Below are 19,636 nucleotides of genomic sequence, written 5' to 3' on the forward strand. Positions count from 1 at the left end.
ACGACCGTGCCGTTGCATGAGCAGTAGCATGATCATGCTTTGACGATAGAGCCCTATTTGTAGGAATCCGGATCGGGGGAATCGGAGGGCTTGGCGAACTCGTTCTTCAGCTCCGGCCCGATCGGGACGTTCAGGTTCAGCCCCTTCGGCGGGATCTTCTGGGTGAACCATTTGTCGTAGATCTTCTGGCCCTCGCCGCCCTGATAGACCGCAGCCGTGGCAGCATCGACCACCTTCTTGAAGGCCGGATCGTCCTTGCGCAGCATGATGCCGTAGGGCTCGGGCTTGGAGAAGGCATCCTTGGAGATGACATAGTCGCCCGGCGCTTTCGATCCGGCAACCAGGCTCGCCAGCAGAATGTCGTCCATCACGAAGGCGACGGCGCGGTCGGTCTCGACCATCAGGAAGGCTTCGGCGTGGTCCTTGGCCGGGATGATGTTGATGTTGAGACTGCGTGCGGCGTTGGCCTCGGTGAGCTGCTTGATGTTGGTGGTGCCTGAGGTCGAAACCACCGGCTTGCCCTTGAGATCGTCGATCGAATTGATCTTGCTCGATTTCTTGGTGACGTAGCGGCTCGCGGTCAGGAAGTGGGTGTTGGTGTAAGCGACCTGCTTCTGCCGCTCGACATTGTTGGTGGTCGAACCGCATTCCAGGTCGATGGTGCCGTTGGCCAGCAACGGAATGCGGGTCGACGACGTCACCGGGTTGAGCTTGACCTCGAGCTTGTCGAGCTTGAGCTCCTTCTTCACGGCGTCGACGATCTTGTAGCAGATGTCCATCGCGTAGCCGATCGGCTTCTGGTTGTCGTCCAGATAGGAAAATGGAATCGACGAGTCGCGGAAGCCGAGCGTGATCGCGCCGGTCTCCTTGATGTTCTTCAGCGTGCCCGTAAGCTGCTGCGCCATCGCCGGTCCGGCGCATAGGGCGGCGGCGAGCGCGTAGCCGATTATCGCTTTAGATTTCATACGTGTTCTCCTTGCTTGGTGGGTGTCGACTGCTTGAGAATCTGGCCGAGGACCGGCGCGACGTCGCGGCGAAAGAGATCGCCCCTGAAGATGCCCGGCCCGCCCAGACCGCCGCCGGCGCGGAATCGGAAAACCGCCGGGACCGCATCAGGACCGCGATGCGCAGGCGTCCGCTCGAGCGGCCCGGGAATTCCGGCAAACGCCTTGATCGCCGCGGCGTCGGAGGGGTTCGGGGATGGCGTCATGCGCTTCAAGCAGGCGTTTTCCCGCAATGCCGACATTGGCGACTGAACGGAACGGACCCTTCCGATCCCCCATATCTATGACCGGAACGTCAGGCCGTCGCAATGGTCCGTTTGGAGGACCCTCCCCGAGGCGCCGGTCCGAAACCGGCCGGCGCGCATTTTCCATGGTGCGGCAGGCTTATTGTCGCACGCGCCGATTCCGGGAGGATTGCCGTCGGTGCAGCGATTTACGCGCTTTTCTTCACAATCGTTTTCGGGGAAGATCGACCGCAGCAACCACAACAATGCCGGTCCCGACATGAGCGGGACCGCAAAGGGAGAAACCAGAATGTTTCGACGCAATCGTTTGATGATCGCCGTGGCGGCGGTCGGCATGCTGATGTCGGCCGGTGCCGGCGCGCAGGACTATCCGACCAAGCCGATCACCTTGATCGTGCCGTGGCCCGCGGGAGGATCGACCGACATCTCGATGCGCGCGATCGCCGACAGCGCGTCCAAGATTCTCGGCCAGCCGATCACGATCGACAACAAGGCCGGCGGCAGCGGCACCGTCGGTCCGGCTACCATGGCGGCAGCCGCCAAGCCCGATGGCTACACCATCGCGCAAATCCCCATCACCGTGTTCCGCCTGCCGCTGATGCAGGACGTATCGTGGGATCCCGCCAAGGACTTCACCTACATCATTCACCTCACCGGCTACACGTTCGGCGTCACCACCAGCGCCGAGTCGCAGTTCAAGACCTGGAAAGACGTGGTCGACTACGCCAAGCAAAATCCCGGCAAGGTGACCTACGCTACCCCGGGGGCCGGAACGTCGCTGCACATCGGCATGGAACAGATCGCGGGATTGGCGGGGATCAAGTTGACGCAGGTGCCCTTCAAGGGCGGCGCGGAGACCAATGCCGCGGTGCTCGGCCAGCACACCATGCTGCAGGCCGATTCGACCGGCTGGCGCCCGCTGGTCGATGCCGGCAAGCTCCGGCTCCTGATGGTGTGGACCTCGGCGCGGTCGCCGAATTTCCCCAACGTGCCGACGCTCAAGGAACTCGGCTATTCCATGGTCTACGATTCGCCGTTCGGTATCGCCGGACCCAAGGGCATGGACCCGAAGATCGTCGCCAAGCTGCACGACGCCTTCAAGAAGGCGCTCGACGATCCCGCCGTGATCGCGACGCTCGCCAAATTCGACATGGTTCCGAACTACAAGAATACCGAGGACTACAAGAAGTTCGTCGTCGAGGTCACCAATTCCGAACTCAAGGTGATCGAGACCCTCGGCATGGCGAAGAAGAAGACGAACTAGAGTCCGATCCGGAGAATGGCGGCATCCCTCGCGCTCGTCGCGGCCGGCGCGAAGCCTCGCTTCGCGCCGGGCCTCGAAAGATGGACACGGGCACCGTCGCCCTTCTCGGGCCTGGCTACGCTTCGCACCTCGGGGTGACGGCGATCTGAAGGCATGATGCATGAGCAATGACAGCAACGTAAAACTCCGCCTCGACAATTCCGAACTGTGGGGCGGGCTGATCGGGCTGGCGCTGGGCGGTTTCGTCATCTGGTCGGGGCTGAAACTCAAGCTCGGCACCATCAACGATCCCGGCTCCGGCTATGTGCTGTTCTACACCGGCATCCTGGTCTGCGTGTTCGCCTTCACCATCATCGTCGCGGCCGTGACCGAGGGCGGCCCGACCTTCGCCTCACGCTGGAAAGACACGCGCTGGACCAAACCGCTACTGGTCATCGCCTGTCTCATTGCGTTTTCATTTTCGCTCAATACGCTCGGATTCCTGCTCTCCACGATCCCGCTAATGTTGCTGCTGCTGCGCCTGATCGATCCGGTGCGCTGGTCGCTGGCCATTCCGATCGCCCTCCTCGCGCCACTCGGGGTGTGGTGGGTTCTCAAGCGCATGCTCCTGATCCAGTTGCCCTCGGGCATCTTCGAAATCGGCTGACCGGACCCAATCATGGACGTACTTTTCAATGTCGCGCAGGGTTTTGGCGTCGCCCTGCAGCCGATCAACCTGCTCTACTGCTTCATCGGCGTCTTCATCGGCACGCTGGTCGGGGTGCTGCCCGGCATCGGCCCGATTTCGGCGATGTCGCTGCTGCTGCCGATCACGCTGTCGGGAACGCCGGAGTCCGGCATCATCATGATGGCCGGCATCTATTACGGCTCGATGTATGGCGGCTCGACCACCTCGATCCTGGTCAACATCCCCGGCGAGGCCGCTTCCGTCGTGACCTGCATCGACGGCCATCAGATGGCGAAACAGGGCCGCGCCGGACCGGCGCTCGGCATCTCGGCGCTGGGCTCGTTCATCGCCGGCACGTTCTCGCTGGTCGCCCTGATGCTGGTGGCGCCAAAGCTCGCCAGCGTTGCGATCGCGTTCGGGCCGGCAGAATATTTCAGCCTGATGGTTCTGGGATTGGTGGTGTTGACCTTCCTCACCCAGGGCTCGATGGCGAAGGCGCTGCTGATGGCCTGCATCGGCATCGTGCTCGGCCTGATCGGATTGGACAGCATCACGGCGCAGCCGCGCCTGACCTTCGGCCGCATGGAGTTGATCGACGGCATCGGGCTGGTTCCTGTCGTGATGGGTCTGTTCGGCATCGCCGAGGTGCTGACCAATACCGAGCAGGTCATCAAGCGCGACATCATCAACGCCAAGATCACGCAGCTATTGCCGAGCAAGGCGGACTGGAAAGCCAGCGCCGGACCGATCGGGCGCGGCACCATCCTCGGATTCTTCCTGGGGATCCTGCCCGGCGGCGGCGCCGTGATCTCTTCGTTCGCGTCCTACGCGCTGGAGAAGCGGCTGTCGAAGTCCCCGGAACGGTTCGGCAACGGCGCGATCGAGGGCGTCGCCGGCCCCGAATCCGCCAACAACGCCGCCGCCGGCGGCGCCTTCATTCCGCTGATGACGCTCGGCATCCCGCCGAACGTGGTGATGGCGCTATTGCTCGGCGCCTTCGTCGTTCACGGGCTGCAGCCCGGCCCGCTGATGATCACGCAGAACCCCGGCCTGTTCTGGGGCATCGTCGCCAGCATGTATATCGGCAACGTCATGTTGCTGGTGCTCAACCTGCCGCTGATCGGAATGTGGGTTCAACTCCTGAAGCTGCCCTACAACATCCTGTTCCCGCTGATCATCCTGTTCACCATCATCGGCGTCTATTGCTCCAGCAACAACGTGTTCGACGTCCATGTCATGATCGCTTTCGGCGTGATCGGCTATTTCATGCGCAAGCTCGGCTACGAGCCGGCACCGCTGGTGCTGGCCTTCGTGCTGGGGCCGATGCTGGAAAACAACCTGCGCAAATCGCTGATCCTGTCGCAGGGCGATCTCTGGACCTTCGTGGAACGCCCGATCTCGGCGGCCTGCCTGGCGCTGGCGGTGGTGCTGCTGGTCGGCCCTTTGCTGCCGTCGTTCCGCAAGAAGCGCGAACTGGTGGCGCTGGACGAGGGCGTGTAGGTTTCACAGCAGCCTGGCGCGCACGAACAGCGCCCGAAGTGCATTGGTCGCCTGCACGCTCAGCATGGCGTTCTCGGCCGCCGCCTCCAGCGCGGCCCTGGCGTCGCCGTGCAGCGATTTGAATTCCATCCACTCGACCGTGCTGAGACTGGTGATGAACCCGTAAGCCTGGCCGACGGTCTCGATCGCCACGGCCTTGCCGTTCAGCCTGACCCGGAACGTCGCCTTCAGCCGTGTTTCGCAAGTCGATACGTTGCTCATCGCGAAACTCATTTGCGCTCGCGCGGCATCTCGCCGAGATCCCAGAACAGGCCGGCCATGATGCCGAGCGCTTCTTCGGTGACCGAGAGGAGAATGTGCTCGTTCGGCGCGTGCTGCGAGCAGCCCGGATAGGAGTGCGGCACCCAGATCGTCGGCAGGCCAAGCCCCTCGGAGAACACGTCGTTGGGCAGCGCGCCGCCGAAATTCGGCAGGATCGCCGGTGCCTTGCCGGTGGTCCGCCGGATCGACTCCGCCGCCCAGTTGACCCAGGGACTGTCGAAATCGGTGCGCGAAGCGGCAAAGCTCTGCGCCGCGCTGACCTCGACCATCGGAAAACCGCGGCCGTGCAGATGCGCCCTCACCACCTCGACAATGTTGTCGACCCTGGTGCCGACGACGAAGCGAAGCTGCAGCACGGCGTGGGCCTTGCCGGGAATGGCATTGGCCGGCTTCTCGATATTGCCGGCCGACATCGCCAGCACTTCGAGCGTGTTCCACGCATAGAGCCGTTCGGCGGCCGACAGCCCCTCCTCGCCCCAATTCTCCGATAGCGCCGGCTCATCGGCGGTCGGCTCGACGTTCACATCGGCCAGCGCTACGCGGATCTGGTTGGAAATGCGCGGCGGCTTCAGCTCGTTCAGCAACAGCCGTCCGTGGCTATCGACCAGGGCGGCAATCGCGCCGGCAAGAATGGTCGCGGGGTTGGCCAGCACGCCGCCCCAGTTGCCGGAATGATGCCCGCCGTCGCGCAGCTTGACGTCGAGGTGAATCCGGATTCCGCCGCGGCAGCCGAGGAAGATGGTCGGGCGATCCGCCGATAGCCGCGGCCCGTCGGAGGCCAGAAACAGATCCGCCTTGAGCTCGTCGCGCAGCGCCTCGCAGACCTGGCGCAAATCCGGCGATCCGATCTCCTCGCCGGTCTCGACGATGAACTTGGCATTGAAGCCGAGCCGGCCGCCGCGCGCCTCGCGCACGGCGCGCAGCGCCGTCAGATTGATGCTGTGCTGCCCCTTGTTGTCGGCGGTGCCGCGGCCGTATACCCGATTGCCCGATATCGTCGTCCGCCACGGATCCAGATTGTCGCGCCATTCGCCAGCCATGCCGTCGACGACATCGCCGTGCCCGTACATCAGAACCGTCGGCGCCGACGCATCCTCGCGATACTCGGCGACGAGGTAAGGTCCCTTTCCGGTCGGCGACTCGATCAATCTTGTCGAAAACTCCAGTTGCGCGAATGACGGCTGCAATTCCTGCTCGAGATAGGCGCGCAAAGCGTCGCGCCTATCGGGGTTCTGGCTTTCGGTGGGATAGCCGACCCTGCGATCGAGTTCGGCGATGAATTCGCCGGAATGAAGAGTTTGGCGCGCCCGGTCGATGGCGTCGGTTCTGGTCATGTCTTGTATTTCCCGGTCGCAGTGATCTTCGCGTTCGCGGCAACGTAGCGAGATACGGCGCCGATCGGAAGTGGCGCGACGCCGACAATTTGCTTTGCTAAAGCGACCCGGAATGCAACAATTTCAGGCAACGGTCCCGCGTTCGACCGTGCGTTCAGGGAAGACAACGTGCCCAAGGCCCTTCGTTCATGAAAAAACAAATCCGGCTCAACGCCTTCGCCATGAACTGCGTCGCGCATCAGTCGCCGGGGCTGTGGACCCATCCGCGCGACCGCACCAGCGAATATAACCGGCTGCCGTACTGGACCGATCTCGCCAGGACGCTGGAGCGCGGACGGTTCGACGGGCTGTTTCTCGCCGACGTGCTCGGCGTCTACGACGTGTACGGCGGCAGCCCGGACGCGGCATTGCGCAACGCCACACAGACGCCGGCCAACGATCCCATGCTGCTGATTTCGGCGATGGCGGCCGTCACCGAAAATCTCGGCTTCGGCGTCACCTCGAACCTGTCCTACGAGCCGCCCTATACTTTTGCGCGGCGGATGTCGACGCTCGACCATCTGACCGAAGGGCGGATCGGCTGGAACGTCGTCACCGGCTATCTCGACAGCGCCGCCAAGGGCGCCGGCAAGGACAAGCAGACCGCGCATGACGACCGCTACGATGTCGCCGATGAATATATGGAGGTGGTCTACAAGCTCTGGGAAGGCAGCTGGGAGGACGACGCGGTGTTGCGCGACCGTTTCAGCGGCATCTTCACCGATCCCGCCAAGGTGCACCGTATCCGGCACGCGGGCAACAACTACCGCGTCGACGCCATTCACCTCTGCGAACCCTCGCCGCAACGCACCCCCGTGCTCTATCAAGCCGGCACCTCGCCGCGCGGACGGCAGTTCGCGGCGGAGCATGCCGAATGCGTGTTCATGTCGGGCCCCTCGGCCAAGATCATCGCGCCCCGCGTCGCCGCCATCCGCGAACTCGCCGCCAAGGCCGGCCGCAACCCGGCCGAGATCCTGATGTTCAGCATGTTCACCATCATTCTCGGCCGCACCGAGGCCGAGGCCAAAGCCAAATACGCCGACTATCGCAGCCACATCAATCCCGAGGGCGCGCTGACGCTGATGTCCGGCTGGACCGGGGTCGATTTCTCGACCTACGATCTCGACCAGCAGGTGCGCCACGTAGAGAACGACGCCGGCCGCACCGCGATGGACAACATCACCCGCGCCGATCCGGACCGGGTCTGGACCGTGCGCGAGGTCGCCCAGCATGTCGGCATCGGCGGCATCGGGCCGGTCGCGATCGGCACGCCGGAACAAGTCGCCGACGCGATCGAAGCCTGGTTCGACCAGACCGATGTCGACGGCCTCAACGTGCCGTTCGCGGTCTCGCCCGGCGATTTCGAGGATATCGCCGACATGCTGGTGCCGGAACTGACCCGGCGCGGACGCTACAAACACGCCTACGCCGCGGGCAGCTTGCGCGAAAAACTGTTCGGCGCCGGCCGCGCGCGGCTCAGCGCGCCGCATCCGGCGGTGCAGCACCGCCCGCACATCAGAGCGAAGGCGGCGGAGTAGCGGGCTCTCATCCTTCGAGACGCGCGCAACAGCGCGCTCCTCAGGATGAGGTCTTCCAGACCCTCGTGGTGAGGAGCGCGGCAACGCCGCGCGTCTCGAACCATGAGGCCGTGCATATGCGATCATGATCTGGCCGTGTCATACCGTCCCGTCCACCACCACCTCGATCAGTTTCGCGCCGGGCCGCGAGAACGCTGACTTGAGCGCGGGTGCGATCGCGCCCGGCTCAGTGACCCGCACCGCTTCCATGCCGAGCGATTTCGCCAGGCCGGTGAAATCCACCTTGGGTTCGACGAAATCCATGCCGACATAGTGATCGTCGCCATGGAACGCCAAGAGCCGCTGCTTGATGATGCGGTAGCCGCCATTATTCACAATCACCACCGTCAGCGGCAGCTTGTGATGCGCCGCGGTCCACAGCGCCTGGATCGAATACATCGCGCTGCCGTCGCCGGAGAAGCACACCACAGGCCGGTCCGGATTGGCGATGCTGACTCCCACGGAGGCCGGCAGTCCCCAGCCGATGCCGCCGGAAGCCAGCGCATGATAGCCGTAGCGGTCGCGATGCGGGCGCAGCGCCAGGATCTGCCGCGACGACGTCAGTCCCTCGTCGACCAGGATGGCGTTCGCGGGCATCGCCTCGACCACCTGCAGCGCCAGCCAGTCCGGATCAATCGGCGAACGATCCCTGGCTTTGGATATCTGCTCGACCAGCGCCTTGCGCTTCGCCGTCCAGTTCTTCGACGCCAGCGCCGCGATGCCCTGCCTGGCGCGGGCTTGCAGCGCCGCGCCGCCGGCGGCCTTCAGCGCCGGCACCAGCACGCGCAGGGTTTCCCTGACGTCGGCCTTCAGCGCGATCTCGGCGCCGTAATTCTTGGCGAGGTCGCCATCGACCAGGCCGACCTGCACGATCGGCATGCCCTCGGGCTTGGGATCGACCTCGCTGTAAACCGACATCCGCAAGGGATCGGCGCCGAGCACGATCATGAGATCATAGGGCGACAGCACCTCGCGGACCTGCTTCTGCAGCCGCGACAGCGCGCCCATGAAGCACGGGCTCTCCGACAGGAAATGCGCGCCGTAGGGCGTCGAGCACTGATAGGCCGCACAGCCGAGCGTCTCGGCCAGCGAAGCCGCCTCCTGCAGCGCGTCGCTTTTGACGATCTCGTCGCCGGCGATGATGACGGGATTTTGCGCTTTCAGGATGCGTTGCGCCAGCGCAGCCAGCGATTCGTCCGATGGCTTTACGCGCGTATCGACGCGGGTCGAGCGGCCGAGTTCGATGCCGGCTTCGGCGTTGAGGATATCGCCGGGCAGCGAGATGAACACCGGCCCGGTCGGCGGCGTGGTCGCGATCTTGGCGGCACGGCGCACGATCCGCGGCAGGTCCTCCAGCCGGGTCACCTCGACCGCCCACTTCACCACCGGCTCCGCCATCCGCACCAGCGGTCCATACAGCACCGGCTCCATCAGCCCGTGGCCCTGCTCCTGCTGGCCGGCGGTCAGGATCATCGGCGTGCCGGTGAAACTCGCATTGAACAGCGAGCCCATCGCATTGCCGAGCCCGGGCGCGACGTGGACGTTGCAGGCGACGAGCTTGCCCGAGGCGCGGCTGAAGCCGTCGGCGATGGCGACCACCAGGCTTTCCTGCATCGCCATCACATAAGTGAGGTCGGGATGATCCTTCAGGGCGTGCATGATCGGCAGTTCGGTGGTGCCGGGATTGCCGAACAGATGCGTGATGCCCTCGTCCTTGAGCAGTGCCAGGAACGCCGAGCGCCCGGTGATGCGATTCATGAAAACCCTCCCCCTTCCCGCGGCCGTTACCGTCGGGGTGTTTGCATCATGGCCGATCCGGAATGACGGAGGCAATGGAGCGCGGTCATGGCTGCTCTGCGTCGCCAGACGCGGCACCACGCGCCGATTGCTCCAGCTCAGAACATCCCCTCGGGCTCGATGCGCTTCTTCTTTTTCGAGCGCTGCCAGACCACGCCGGGAAAACCCTTCAGCGGCACCAGCGGCTCGCCGGTGTAGGCCCACTCCTGCAACTCTTCGATCGCGATATGGTAGAGCGGCTGCCGGCCGGTGCGGTCCGCAAACAGCGCGCGCGGGATGTTGACCATATGCGGCGAGCGCGCGCGCTCGTAAAACAGCGGCGTGCCGCATTGCGAACAGAAGCCGCGCACGGTCCTGGTCGCCTGGTCCTCGAAGCGCGCGATCGTCGCCTTGCCCCTGGTCACCCGGAAACGCTTGCGCCAGCTGCCGACATAGGTCGCATAGGCCGCGCCATGCGCGCGCCGGGAGGCCGCCGAATGATCATGCCAGGCCCAGCGCGCCGGCGTATCGATCTCGAAGGCGACCTTGCCGCACAAGCATTGGCCGGTGGCGATGCCGGCTGCACTCGCTGCATTTGCCATACGGTGTTCCGTCTCAATTCGTCATTGCGAGGAATCGTAGGGTGGGCAAAGCGAAGCGTGCCCACCAACATCAGCAAGAAAAGCGGTGGGCACGGCGCAAGCGCGCCTTTGCCCACCCTACAAGAAAGTCACGCCTTCTCGAGCTCCCCATACACCGGATAATCCGTGTAGCCCGCGGCCTCGCCGCCGTAGAAGGTGGCGCGGTTGTAGGGTGTCAGCGGCAACCCTTCGCGCAGGCGGCGCGGCAAATCGGGGTTGGAGATGAAGATGCGGCCGAACGCGACGGCGTCGGCGTGCCCAGCGGCGATCGCCGCATCGGCGGCCTCGCCGGTGAAGCCGCCGGCCGCGATCAGGACGCCCTTCCAGATCGGACGGAACAGCACCATCGCCGACGGCACGTTCTGGTGGTTGACCTCGGCGCGGCCCGCGCCGCTCGATCGCGGCTCGATGAAGTGCAGATAGGCGAGGCCGAGCGGATTGAGCGACTGCACGACATGGGTATAGAGCGGCATCGGGTCCGGCTCGCCGGAATCATTGGCGATGCCATAGGGCGACAGCCGCACGCCGACGCGGTCGGCCCCCCAGACCTCGACCGCGGCCTGCGTGATCTCCAGCAGCAGCCGCGCGCGGTTCTCGATCGATCCGCCATACTGGTCGGTGCGCAGATTGCTGCGCGACTGCAGGAACTGCTCGAGCAGATAGCCGTTGGCGCCGTGGATCTCGACGCCGTCGAAACCGGCCGCCTTGGCGTTGGCGGCGGCCTGCCGGAAGGCCTCGACCACGCCGGCGACTTCGCCAGTCTCGAGCGCCCGCGGCGTCTCATAGGCCGTGACCTTGCCGTCCGCCGTCATGGTCTTCAGGTCAGGCGAGATCGCCACCGCCGAGGGCGCCACCGGCAGCACGCCGCCGGGCTGGAACGAGGAATGCGAGACGCGACCGACATGCCAGAGCTGCAGGAAGATCACGCCGCCTTTGGCGTGGACGGCATCGACGACTTCGCGCCATCCCTTGATCTGCGCGTCCGAATAGATGCCGGGCACACCGGGGCTGCCGAACGCCGTCGCCGCGACCGGCGAGGCCTCGGCGATGATCAGTCCGCCTGCCGTCGCGCGCTGCGCGTAATATTCCACATTCAGCGGCCGCGGCGCCAGCGAGGGCTTTTCCGCCCGCATCCGCGTCAACGGCGCCATCACGACGCGATGCTGGAGCTGGTACGGTCCGATCTCGAGCGGTGAAAACAGCGACGGAAATTTCATGTTGGCCCCGGATGATGACTCTCGATGGAGCTATGTAGCCGGTTAGCCGTGATCGCAAAAGGCCGGGCGCGCGGGACGGCCGCGAATGAAGACCTCCCATGCGGTTTCGTGCATGGCGCTCCGGGCCTCGTGGTTCGAGACGCCCGGCGTTGCCGCGAGGTTTCTCACAGCGTTTCTTGCTTGTGCCCGCATTGCTTGCAGGCGAATTTGACGCGGGTGGCGCCCTTTTCCGCCGAGATGCGGTTCGGCGCGCCGCACTTGCCGCAGGTGGTCTCGATGCGGGTATTGCCCTGCTTCACGACCAGCGTCTTGCGCGCCATGGTTTCGCGGATCAGGCGCTCGGCCTCCTCGCGCATCGCTTGCTTGTCCATCCGCTTCCGCCTGTCATGACTACCGGAGCGGCTTTATAGCAGCGCACCTTGCCAGCGTAAGCCAAAAACGCCGCCTTCGCCGCCGATTCAAGCGGCCCTGCGTTGCTGCTTCAGCATGCCGGCGAAGGTCTTGGCGAAGGTATAAGCATCGCCCGGCCATCTTGCCGAGACGTAATTGCGATCGCGGACCACAAAGGCCGGCGTCGCATTGTCGTTCGAATCGCGCTGCAGGCCCGATGTCTTGCGGCGAAAGTGCGGATCGGTGCGGGGCACATCGCGGAAATCCTCCGGACGCGCCAGCGCGCGCGTGACTTCCTGCTGCACCGACATGAAGCCCTTCGGCTGCCCGCTTTGCTCCAGATAGGTCCGGTAGTAATCGGGATCCCAGAACCGCGTGATACGCGCGACCGACCAGGCGCTGTTCTCGAACGCCCAGGTCAGAGCGGTGGTCTGATATCCCCGGAGAACCGAGTGCCCGGTCCGCTTCGAGCGACTTCGCGCCGCCAGCAGCACGCCGTGGCAGATCGCCGCCACCGGTTTTTCCGCATCGAAGAAATGAGCGACGATGTCATGCAGAATTTCGCTTTCGAGATATTCGCGCATGCCCCGCGCGCGATGCCCGCCCGGTAACAGCAGCGCATCGTATGCCGCGGGATCGACGGCATCCCAGCGCTGCGGCGCCAGGCAGTTCGGGTCGGCGATCATTTCGGCGTAGGCCTCGCGCGCGTCGCGGTTGGCGCGCATCAGAAGCCCGATCAGGGGAAGATTCCGCAACAGCGGAATGGCGCCCCAGGGATCGAGGCCCCTCCCCGTCAGCATCATGTCGTCGGCGACAGCGGGCCGTCCGTCCGGCGTCGCAAAATGGACCGTGTGTCCGGCGCTCGCGAGCACCCGCCAGCTCACCGCAGTTTCGCTCGGATCGAAATCCCGCGCCGGCAACAGCACGAGAACGCGCGCCATCAACTCACCTCCACATCAGCGGCAAGGCGGGACCTTCTCCCTCTCCCCGCGTGCGGGGAGAAGTGAAGTCGATCGGCTGCCGGCTTCTTCACACTGTCAGAACCGTCGAGCCCGTGGTCTTGCGCGCGGCGAGATCGGCGTGCGCCCTGGCCGCGTCCTTCAGCGGATAGGTCTGGTGCACCTCGATCTTGACAGCGCCCGACTTCACCACGTCGAACAGCTCGTTCGCCATCGCGACCAGGTTTTCGCGCTTGGCGGCGTAGGTGGCGAGCGTCGGGCGGGTGACGAAAAGCGAACCCTTCGCGGCGAGGATGCCGAGGTTGAGCGGCTCGACGCTGCCGGAGGACTGCCCGAACAGGGCCGCGACGCCGAGCGGCGCAAGGCAGTCGAGCGATTTCATAAACGTGTCCTTGCCGACAGAATCGTACACCACAGGCACCTTCTTGCCGCCGGTGATCTCGTCGACGCGTTTGACGAAATCCTCGCGGGTATAGACGATGGTGTGGGCGCAGCCATGGGCCTTGGCGAGCTTGGCCTTCTCATCGCTGCCGACGGTGCCGATCACGGTGGCGCCGAGGTGCCTGGCCCACTGGCTGAGGATAGTGCCGACGCCGCCGGCCGCGGCATGCAGCAGGATGGTGTCGCCGGCCTTCACGCGATAGGTCTGGCGGATCAGATATTGCGTGGTCAGGCCCTTCAGCATCATCGCGGCGGCGGTCCTGTCGTCGATGCCGTCGGGCAGCTTCAATAGGCGATCGGCCGGGATCAGCCGCGCCTCGGCATAGGCGCCGATCGGCGCGGCGCCATAGGCGACGCGATCGCCGGGTTTCAGATCGGTGACGCCGGCGCCGACCTCCTCGACCACGCCGGCCGCCTCGCCGCCGAGGCCGCTCGGCAGCTGCGCCGGATAGAGGCCGGAGCGGATATAGATGTCGACGAAGTTGAGGCCGACCGCGGTGTGACGGATGCGCGCCTCGCCGGGACCGGGCTTGCCGACCTGGACTTCCTCCCAGGACAGAACTTCGGGACCGCCGGTTTTGTGGAAGCGGATGGCGTGCGTCATGGAGTTACTCCTTGGGGTGAGATGAAACGCTGGCGACGACAGGACGGACCGTTGCGGACAGCCTGCAAGGCGCACGGATGATTGTCTTGATGGTGTTGCGGCGTTCGGTTTCCGTCAGCGGCGGCGGCACGGATGGCGCAGTCGATCCGCATGGCCGCCATGGACATTCCCTGGGTTTCGTTCTTGGCGGCCTTCGATACCGCAGCGCAAATCTGCCGCCGATGGTCGGCAAGCGCAAGGGTGGAGCGGGCCAACCGGCCGGGTAGCAGGCCTGCGCCGGCCTTGCGGCCCGGCCCCAAAGCGCAAATACTCGGCAGCAAAGTTGGCGTTCCGGGGCAACCGGACCACGAACCAACAATGCGAAGGGGAGGATGAACATGACGCAGCGGAGCGGGAGCAATCTTACCACCAGCCGGCGCGGATTTCTCGGCAGTACGGGCCTGGCGGCCATGGGAGCGGTCCTTGGCGGCAGCCTGCCGATATCCGGCGACGGCGGCGGCATTCCGGCCGCCCATGCGCAAGGCGCGGCCGCGCCCGCCGCGCCGAAAGGGCCGCAATATCTGAAATTCCCCGGCAAGAGCGACAAGCTCGTCGTGCTCGGCGAAAAGCCGCTGGTCGCCGAGACGCCGGAAAGCCTGCTCGACGACGACACCACGCCGATCGACAAGTTCTACATCCGCAACAACGGGCAGATCCCCGAAGAGACGAAGAATCCCGACGCCTGGAAGATCACCATCGATGGCGAGGTCAACAACAAGCTTGAGATCACGCTCGGCGAGCTGAAATCGAAATACAAGGCGGTGACGCGGCGCATGGTGCTGGAATGCGGCGGCAACGGCCGCTCCGGATTCTCGCCGCCGGCGCGCGGCAACCAGTGGACCAATGGCGGCGCGGGCTGCGCGGAATGGACCGGCGTGCCGCTGGCCGAGGTGCTGAAGGCCGCCGGCTTGAAGAAGTCAGCGACCTACACCGCGCATTATGCCGCCGACCTGCATCTGTCGGGCGACGCCAAAAAGCCGAGCCTGTCGCGCGGCGTGCGCATCGAGAAGGCGATGGACCCTCACACCATGATCGTGTGGGCCATGAACGGCCAGCCGCTGCCCAACATCCACGGCGGACCGGTGCGGCTGATCGTGCCGGGCTGGGCCGGCTCAGCGTCGCAGAAATGGCTGACGCGCATCACCATCCGCGACAAGGAGCATGACGGCCCCGGCATGACCGAATTCTCCTATCGCGTCGCCATCAAGCCGATGGTGCCCGGCGACAAGGCCGATCCGAAGAACTTCCGCATCCTGGAATCGATGCCGGTGCGTTCGATCATCACCAATCCGACCAACGGCGCCAAGTTCGCGGCCGGAACCAAGGAGCTGAAACTGCGCGGCGCGTCATGGGCCGGCGATCTCACCGTCAAACAGATCGACGTCTCGACCGATTTCGGCGCCAGCTGGCAGCGCGCCAACCTGGAAAAGCCGAAGAACAAATACGACTGGCAGCGCTGGACCGCGACCGTGAAGCTGCCCTCCGACGGCTATTTCGAAATCTGGACGCGCGCCACCGATTCCAGGGGCGCGATGCAGCCGCATCAGGCCGGCTTCTGGAATCCGCAGGGCTACGGCGGCAACGCCATGCATCGCATCGCGGTGCTGGTGGGCTGATGCTGCGATTCGTGATGGCGGCGATGGCGGGACTGCTGTGGATGGCGCCCGCGACAGCGCAATCGACCTTCACGCCGCGCGACGAAAGCCCGGAGGAGTTTGCCGAAGGCGAAGGCCGCGACCAGACCTTCTACACCTGCACCGCCTGCCATGGCTTCAAGCTGGTGGCGCAGCAGGGCATGACGCGGGCGCAGTGGGACGATTCGATCAGCCTGATGATCCGCCGTCACAACATGCCCGCGCTCGATGAAAAGGATCGCGCCGTGCTGCTGGGCTATCTGGAAGCGGCCTATCCGCCGCGCGCACCGGCTGCAGGCCGCGGCGGCTGGCAAAACCCGTTCGCGAAATAAGAGGGGGGCCGGCAGAGCCGACCCCCTTTCCGGTTCCGGTTGAATCAGATCCGGGCTCTGGTGATTTTTTTGACGCGTATTCCTCACACGCGAATTGGCGCTATGGACGCCTATTTCTTCTTGCCGTCGGCGTCGAACTGCTTGAGGAAGGCAATCAGGTCGCTGGTCTTCTGCTCGTCCTTCAGGCCGGCATAGACCATCTTGGTGCCCGGGACTTTCGCCTTGGGATCCTTGATGTATTCGCGGAAGGTGGCCTCATCCCAGGTGATCCCGGAGTCCTTGTTGGCGGCCGAATAGGAATAGCCGGCGACGCTGCCCGCCTTGCGGCCGATGATGCCGTTGAGGACCGGTCCAACGACGTTCTTGGCGGTCTCGCCGACCTGGTGGCAGGCCTTGCACACGACAAAGACCTTCTCGCCGGCAGCGGCATCCTGAGCGCTGGCTTCGCCGGCGCCGGCGATCGCCAAAAGTGCAACGAAAACAACTCCTCGCATCCTGTTCTCCTGTTTGAATGGCCCTTCGGACCGGCAAATCCTTGGCTGATCGGGGCCATGCGGTCGATCCGACTTTCGGACTTCCGGCAGGCCGGCATCCCTCGGGCACCACATACCATCAAAGTGCCGCTTGCGTCGATCATGCGGGCCTTGCACGTTCGGTCAGGCGGCTTGACGAAATGGCTTAATGGGCCCGCGGCGCTTCGCCGGCAGTACGGACCAGCCGGTCCGCCTTCTTGAGAACGTAGCTGTTCTCGGGCTGCTCCCGGGCCAGGAAGGCGATGGCGACGAAGGCCGCGCAGAACATCAGGCCGACCAGCATGATGCGGCGGTGGGTGTGCTTATCGGCGTTGTGCATGGAAGCGGACATGGAACCATCCATACAATGCCACGCACCGGCCGCAATCGGAGTTCCGATTTAACCTAACTCATGAAGGTTATCGAACGCCGCAACTTTCCGAAAATTGTCGTCAATGTAGCGGTTTGCGCCTGCGAAGCGTAAATATGCCCGCGCGGAGGAAGCCACGTTTGAACGGACAGGCCGGGTCATGACAAGCGGAGGGCCGCAGGATATAGCCCGCCCGAAGCGGCGTCCGCCGAAGGCAGGGCATCCGCTGGATTCCGCCTTCGACTTCGTCAACGGCGCGGTCGGCTATCGATTTCGCACGGGCGCCTCGCGCAAGGACGCGCTGGCGCGGGCCGCAGGCTTCGGCAAAGGCGCCGTGCCGACCATCATCGACGCCACCGCGGGGCTCGGCCGCGACGCCTTTCTGCTCGCCACCCTGGGCGCGCAAGTCACCCTGCTGGAGCGCTCGCCGGAAGTCCACGACCTCCTGCGCGAGGCGCTGGCGCGGGCGGCCGCCGAGAGCCCCGAACTCGCCGCGGTGGTGGCGCGGATGACGCTGATGCAGGGCGATGCCCGCGAGCTGTTGCCGGGCCTGCGGGCGGATACCGTGATCGTCGACCCCATGCATCCGCCGCGCACCAATTCGGCTGTCGTGAAACAGGAGATGCGGCTGCTGCGCGAAATGGTCGGCGCCGACCCCGACGCGCTGGAACTGATGCAGGCGGCGCTGGCCGCCGACTGCCGGCGCGTGGTGCTGAAATGGCCGCAGCGCGCAGCGCCGCTGCAGGGCCTGCGCAAGCCGTCGCATTCGATCGCCGGCAAGACGGTGCGCTACGACGTGTTCATGATGACGGGGCGCTGAGGCCTTTTCAGATGCGAACCGTGGCCGGGGCCTCATGGTTCGAGATGCGCGGCGTTGCCGCGCTCCTCACCATGAGGGTCTAAAACCTCATCCTGAGGAGCGCTCGGCGGCGCAATTGCGCCGCTGACTTGCGCGCGTCTCGAAGGATGAGGCCACCGCTCCGAGCGGCGCCTATCCTCAACCCTTGTCTTTGCCGTCGAGCGCCTTCTCGTAATAGATCTGGGTCGGCAGGAAACCGACGCGCGCCAGCACCGATTTCATGCGCTCGTTGTCGGCGCGGGTGCGGAACACCACCTTGTCCAGTCCCTGTTTGCGGCAATGGTCGAACACCGCGTTGACCAGCGCCGACACCACGCCGCCGCCGCGCTGCGAGGGCGCGACATAGATGCTGTGGAAGTCGGCGTATTTTTCCTTGGTGATGAAGTTCTGCCGCTGGCTGACATTGGCCCAGCCGACCAGTTCGCCCCCGCTCTCGGCGACGAAGGCGGCGGCGTCCTTGTTGGCCAGCAGCTGCCTGAGCTTCTTGACGTAGAAGCGGGTGTCGGTGATCGGATCGTCGGGAAACGAGATCTTGGCGATCTCGCCCTCGAACACGGCCACCGTTTCGAGATCCTTTTCCTCGAGCGGACGCAGGCGGAAGTTTGGTTTCTCAGACATTGGTCCTATCCATGCAATTCATATCCATCAGCGCGCCGGCGCCGAATTCAGCCGCCAACGGACGCGCCGTTCATGACGGCCGGCCCGACTGCCGGCGGAACACGTGCCCGCCGCAAGCGCTGCATCCCCTCGCCTTCGCTTCATCGATGGTGGCGGGTATGCCGTCCTGGCCGAGCACGATCTCCTTGCCGCAGCCGGCGCAGGCATAGACGCGCTGGCGCGGATTGACCTCGGCGGTATATAGCGCGCCGCTGAAGTCCGGCAACTCGGCCGCCGCCTTGCCGGCGTGCACGAGTTCGATCAGCTGGCCGAGATTGCCGAGTACGGAAGCGCCGGCATAGCGGTTGAAGTTCGGCCATACCGCCCGCACCGCCAGCCCGAGCTCGACGAACACTTTCTGCAGGTCCAGCGTCTGCGACGGCGGCCAGTGCGCGAACGAGAAGAAGCAATGGCCGTCGGCCGCCGCGGTCAGCGCCTCGCAGCCGCGGGCCAGAAACAGCCGCGCGCCTTCCAGCGTATAGGGCGGGTCGGTCTCGATCGTGTCGAATGAATGCCGCAAGGCGGGCGGCAACGGCCGGCGCAGATCGTGATGCACGGTCTCGATCGCCAGCCCTTCGCGCGCGGCGGCATCGCGCAGAAACGCCAGCCGCCGCTCGTCGGCGTCGATCACGGTGACGCCGCGGGTCAGATCGGCTTTGGTCAGGTCGTTTTGGCGCAGCGCGCGGCCAACGAGGCCGATCGCGATCGAAACCGAATCGTCGTCGCCGAGCAGCAGCACGCGTTTGCCTTCGAGCGCGCCGTTCTGCAGCATCAGCAACGCGCGGCGCATGGAAGTGTCGGGGCTGCAGGGCGCCTGGTCCAGCGTCACGTCGACCGACGGCGCATGCGTGATGATTTCCGCCAGCCGCGCGACCTCGTCCTGCAGCGAATCCGGAATGACGATGCCATGCCCGGCGCAGGTGGCGCAGGTGACGTCGATCCGCGTACTCATGCCGAGATCGCGCTCCACCAGTTCGCGTCCGTCGCCGGTCAGCGTCAGCCCGTGCTTGCGTTCGAGCAGCCCGGCCTTTTCCAGCTCGCGGCGCACGGCGGTGGCGACCGGCAGCGGCAGCCGCGCCTCGCGCGCCGCATCCTGCAGGCGCAGCGGGCCGCCGCGGTAGACCGCGCGCAGCATTGCCGAGACGCCGGACGGTCCCTCACGCAGGCGCGTCGCCTGCGCTATCAGGTCCAGAATCGATGTCGCGGCCATTGCTCTTGATCTCGCTGTCAATTCGGCTAACTAGCACACACCCG

The 19,636-nt window shown here is 65.1% G+C and carries 21 protein-coding genes; 7 read left to right on the top strand and 14 right to left on the bottom strand.

Annotated features, from left to right (window positions below):
- Window positions 1-53: 53 nt before the first annotated feature.
- Both KMZ68_RS22400 and KMZ68_RS22405 read right to left on the bottom strand, forming a co-directional pair.
- Entirely contained in the window at window positions 54-965 is a 912-nt protein-coding gene (locus KMZ68_RS22400; RefSeq protein WP_215613314.1) for an amino acid ABC transporter substrate-binding protein, read from the bottom strand.
- Window positions 962-1,219 (bottom strand): hypothetical protein, encoded by a 258-nt coding sequence (locus tag KMZ68_RS22405; protein WP_215613315.1) that lies wholly within the window; start codon window positions 1,217-1,219, stop codon window positions 962-964. The genes KMZ68_RS22400 and KMZ68_RS22405 overlap by 4 nt, the downstream gene beginning before the upstream one ends.
- A gap of 340 nt (window positions 1,220-1,559) precedes the next feature.
- Between KMZ68_RS22405 and KMZ68_RS22410 the strand changes: the two genes are divergently transcribed.
- The 3 genes from KMZ68_RS22410 to KMZ68_RS22420 all read left to right on the top strand — a co-directional run bounded on the left by KMZ68_RS22410 (window position 1,560) and on the right by KMZ68_RS22420 (window position 4,680).
- Entirely contained in the window at window positions 1,560-2,513 is a 954-nt protein-coding gene (locus KMZ68_RS22410; RefSeq protein WP_371741484.1) for a tripartite tricarboxylate transporter substrate binding protein, read from the top strand.
- A gap of 160 nt (window positions 2,514-2,673) precedes the next feature.
- The gene (locus tag KMZ68_RS22415) at window positions 2,674-3,159 is read left to right on the top strand and encodes a tripartite tricarboxylate transporter TctB family protein (RefSeq protein ID WP_215613317.1); all 486 of its coding nucleotides are present in this window, start codon (window positions 2,674-2,676) and stop codon (window positions 3,157-3,159) included.
- A gap of 12 nt (window positions 3,160-3,171) precedes the next feature.
- Entirely contained in the window at window positions 3,172-4,680 is a 1,509-nt protein-coding gene (locus tag KMZ68_RS22420; protein ID WP_215613318.1) for a tripartite tricarboxylate transporter permease, read from the top strand.
- 3 nt (window positions 4,681-4,683) lie between these two features.
- Here KMZ68_RS22420 and KMZ68_RS22425 read toward each other — a convergent pair whose 3' ends face one another.
- Both KMZ68_RS22425 and KMZ68_RS22430 read right to left on the bottom strand, forming a co-directional pair.
- A complete protein-coding gene (locus KMZ68_RS22425; RefSeq protein WP_215613319.1) occupies window positions 4,684-4,941 on the bottom strand; it encodes a hypothetical protein in 258 nt (85 codons plus the stop codon).
- An 8-nt stretch (window positions 4,942-4,949) separates the two neighbouring features.
- Window positions 4,950-6,335 carry a M20 family metallopeptidase gene (locus KMZ68_RS22430; protein WP_215613320.1) on the bottom strand — a complete coding sequence of 462 codons (1,386 nt, stop codon included), beginning with the start codon at window positions 6,333-6,335 and terminating at the stop codon, window positions 4,950-4,952.
- A gap of 188 nt (window positions 6,336-6,523) precedes the next feature.
- On the opposite strand from KMZ68_RS22430, the gene KMZ68_RS22435 reads away from it, so the two are divergent.
- The gene (locus tag KMZ68_RS22435; RefSeq protein WP_215613321.1) at window positions 6,524-7,912 is read left to right on the top strand and encodes an LLM class flavin-dependent oxidoreductase; all 1,389 of its coding nucleotides are present in this window, start codon (window positions 6,524-6,526) and stop codon (window positions 7,910-7,912) included.
- Between the two features lie 138 nt (window positions 7,913-8,050).
- Here the strand turns inward: KMZ68_RS22435 and KMZ68_RS22440 are convergent, their stop codons facing one another.
- The 6 genes from KMZ68_RS22440 to KMZ68_RS22465 form a co-directional block, all read right to left on the bottom strand.
- On the bottom strand, window positions 8,051-9,709 hold the full coding sequence (locus tag KMZ68_RS22440; RefSeq protein WP_215613322.1) for a thiamine pyrophosphate-binding protein: 1,659 nt from the start codon (window positions 9,707-9,709) through the stop codon (window positions 8,051-8,053).
- A 137-nt stretch (window positions 9,710-9,846) separates the two neighbouring features.
- Window positions 9,847-10,329, bottom strand: a complete 483-nt coding sequence (locus KMZ68_RS22445; RefSeq protein ID WP_215613323.1) for a GFA family protein — start codon at window positions 10,327-10,329, stop codon at window positions 9,847-9,849.
- A 128-nt stretch (window positions 10,330-10,457) separates the two neighbouring features.
- Window positions 10,458-11,585: an alkene reductase gene (locus KMZ68_RS22450; RefSeq protein ID WP_215613324.1), complete on the bottom strand. Its 1,128-nt coding sequence runs from the start codon at window positions 11,583-11,585 to the stop codon at window positions 10,458-10,460.
- A 164-nt stretch (window positions 11,586-11,749) separates the two neighbouring features.
- On the bottom strand, window positions 11,750-11,956 hold the full coding sequence (locus KMZ68_RS22455) for a hypothetical protein (RefSeq protein ID WP_215603527.1): 207 nt from the start codon (window positions 11,954-11,956) through the stop codon (window positions 11,750-11,752).
- A gap of 87 nt (window positions 11,957-12,043) precedes the next feature.
- The gene (locus tag KMZ68_RS22460; RefSeq protein WP_215613325.1) at window positions 12,044-12,916 is read right to left on the bottom strand and encodes a type 1 glutamine amidotransferase domain-containing protein; all 873 of its coding nucleotides are present in this window, start codon (window positions 12,914-12,916) and stop codon (window positions 12,044-12,046) included.
- A gap of 88 nt (window positions 12,917-13,004) precedes the next feature.
- Window positions 13,005-13,979, bottom strand: coding sequence for a quinone oxidoreductase family protein (locus tag KMZ68_RS22465; RefSeq protein WP_215613326.1), 975 nt, complete (start codon window positions 13,977-13,979; stop codon window positions 13,005-13,007).
- Between the two features lie 377 nt (window positions 13,980-14,356).
- On the opposite strand from KMZ68_RS22465, the gene KMZ68_RS22470 reads away from it, so the two are divergent.
- Both KMZ68_RS22470 and KMZ68_RS22475 read left to right on the top strand, forming a co-directional pair.
- The gene (locus KMZ68_RS22470; RefSeq protein WP_249779452.1) at window positions 14,357-15,634 is read left to right on the top strand and encodes a sulfite oxidase; all 1,278 of its coding nucleotides are present in this window, start codon (window positions 14,357-14,359) and stop codon (window positions 15,632-15,634) included.
- Window positions 15,634-15,984 carry a hypothetical protein gene (locus tag KMZ68_RS22475; RefSeq protein WP_215613328.1) on the top strand — a complete coding sequence of 117 codons (351 nt, stop codon included), beginning with the start codon at window positions 15,634-15,636 and terminating at the stop codon, window positions 15,982-15,984. Before KMZ68_RS22470 ends, KMZ68_RS22475 begins: the two co-directional genes overlap by 1 nt.
- A 110-nt stretch (window positions 15,985-16,094) precedes the next feature.
- Here KMZ68_RS22475 and KMZ68_RS22480 read toward each other — a convergent pair whose 3' ends face one another.
- Both KMZ68_RS22480 and KMZ68_RS22485 read right to left on the bottom strand, forming a co-directional pair.
- Entirely contained in the window at window positions 16,095-16,478 is a 384-nt protein-coding gene (locus tag KMZ68_RS22480; protein WP_215613329.1) for a c-type cytochrome, read from the bottom strand.
- A gap of 184 nt (window positions 16,479-16,662) precedes the next feature.
- Complete coding sequence (locus KMZ68_RS22485) at window positions 16,663-16,848, bottom strand: hypothetical protein (RefSeq protein ID WP_215616489.1); 186 nt, start codon at window positions 16,846-16,848, stop codon at window positions 16,663-16,665.
- Between the two features lie 178 nt (window positions 16,849-17,026).
- Here KMZ68_RS22485 and KMZ68_RS22490 point away from each other — a divergent pair, with 178 nt between their 5' ends.
- Window positions 17,027-17,686, top strand: a complete 660-nt coding sequence (locus KMZ68_RS22490; RefSeq protein WP_215613330.1) for a class I SAM-dependent methyltransferase — start codon at window positions 17,027-17,029, stop codon at window positions 17,684-17,686.
- Window positions 17,687-17,863: 177 nt separating this feature from the next.
- Here the strand turns inward: KMZ68_RS22490 and KMZ68_RS22495 are convergent, their stop codons facing one another.
- A complete protein-coding gene (locus tag KMZ68_RS22495; RefSeq protein ID WP_215613331.1) occupies window positions 17,864-18,343 on the bottom strand; it encodes a GNAT family N-acetyltransferase in 480 nt (159 codons plus the stop codon).
- A 70-nt stretch (window positions 18,344-18,413) separates the two neighbouring features.
- Window positions 18,414-19,592 carry a bis-aminopropyl spermidine synthase family protein gene (locus tag KMZ68_RS22500; protein ID WP_215613332.1) on the bottom strand — a complete coding sequence of 393 codons (1,179 nt, stop codon included), beginning with the start codon at window positions 19,590-19,592 and terminating at the stop codon, window positions 18,414-18,416.
- Window positions 19,593-19,636 lie beyond the last annotated feature (44 nt).

Origin of the sequence: Bradyrhizobium sediminis, assembly GCF_018736105.1 — a bacterium.
GTDB lineage: Bacteria > Pseudomonadota > Alphaproteobacteria > Rhizobiales > Xanthobacteraceae > Bradyrhizobium.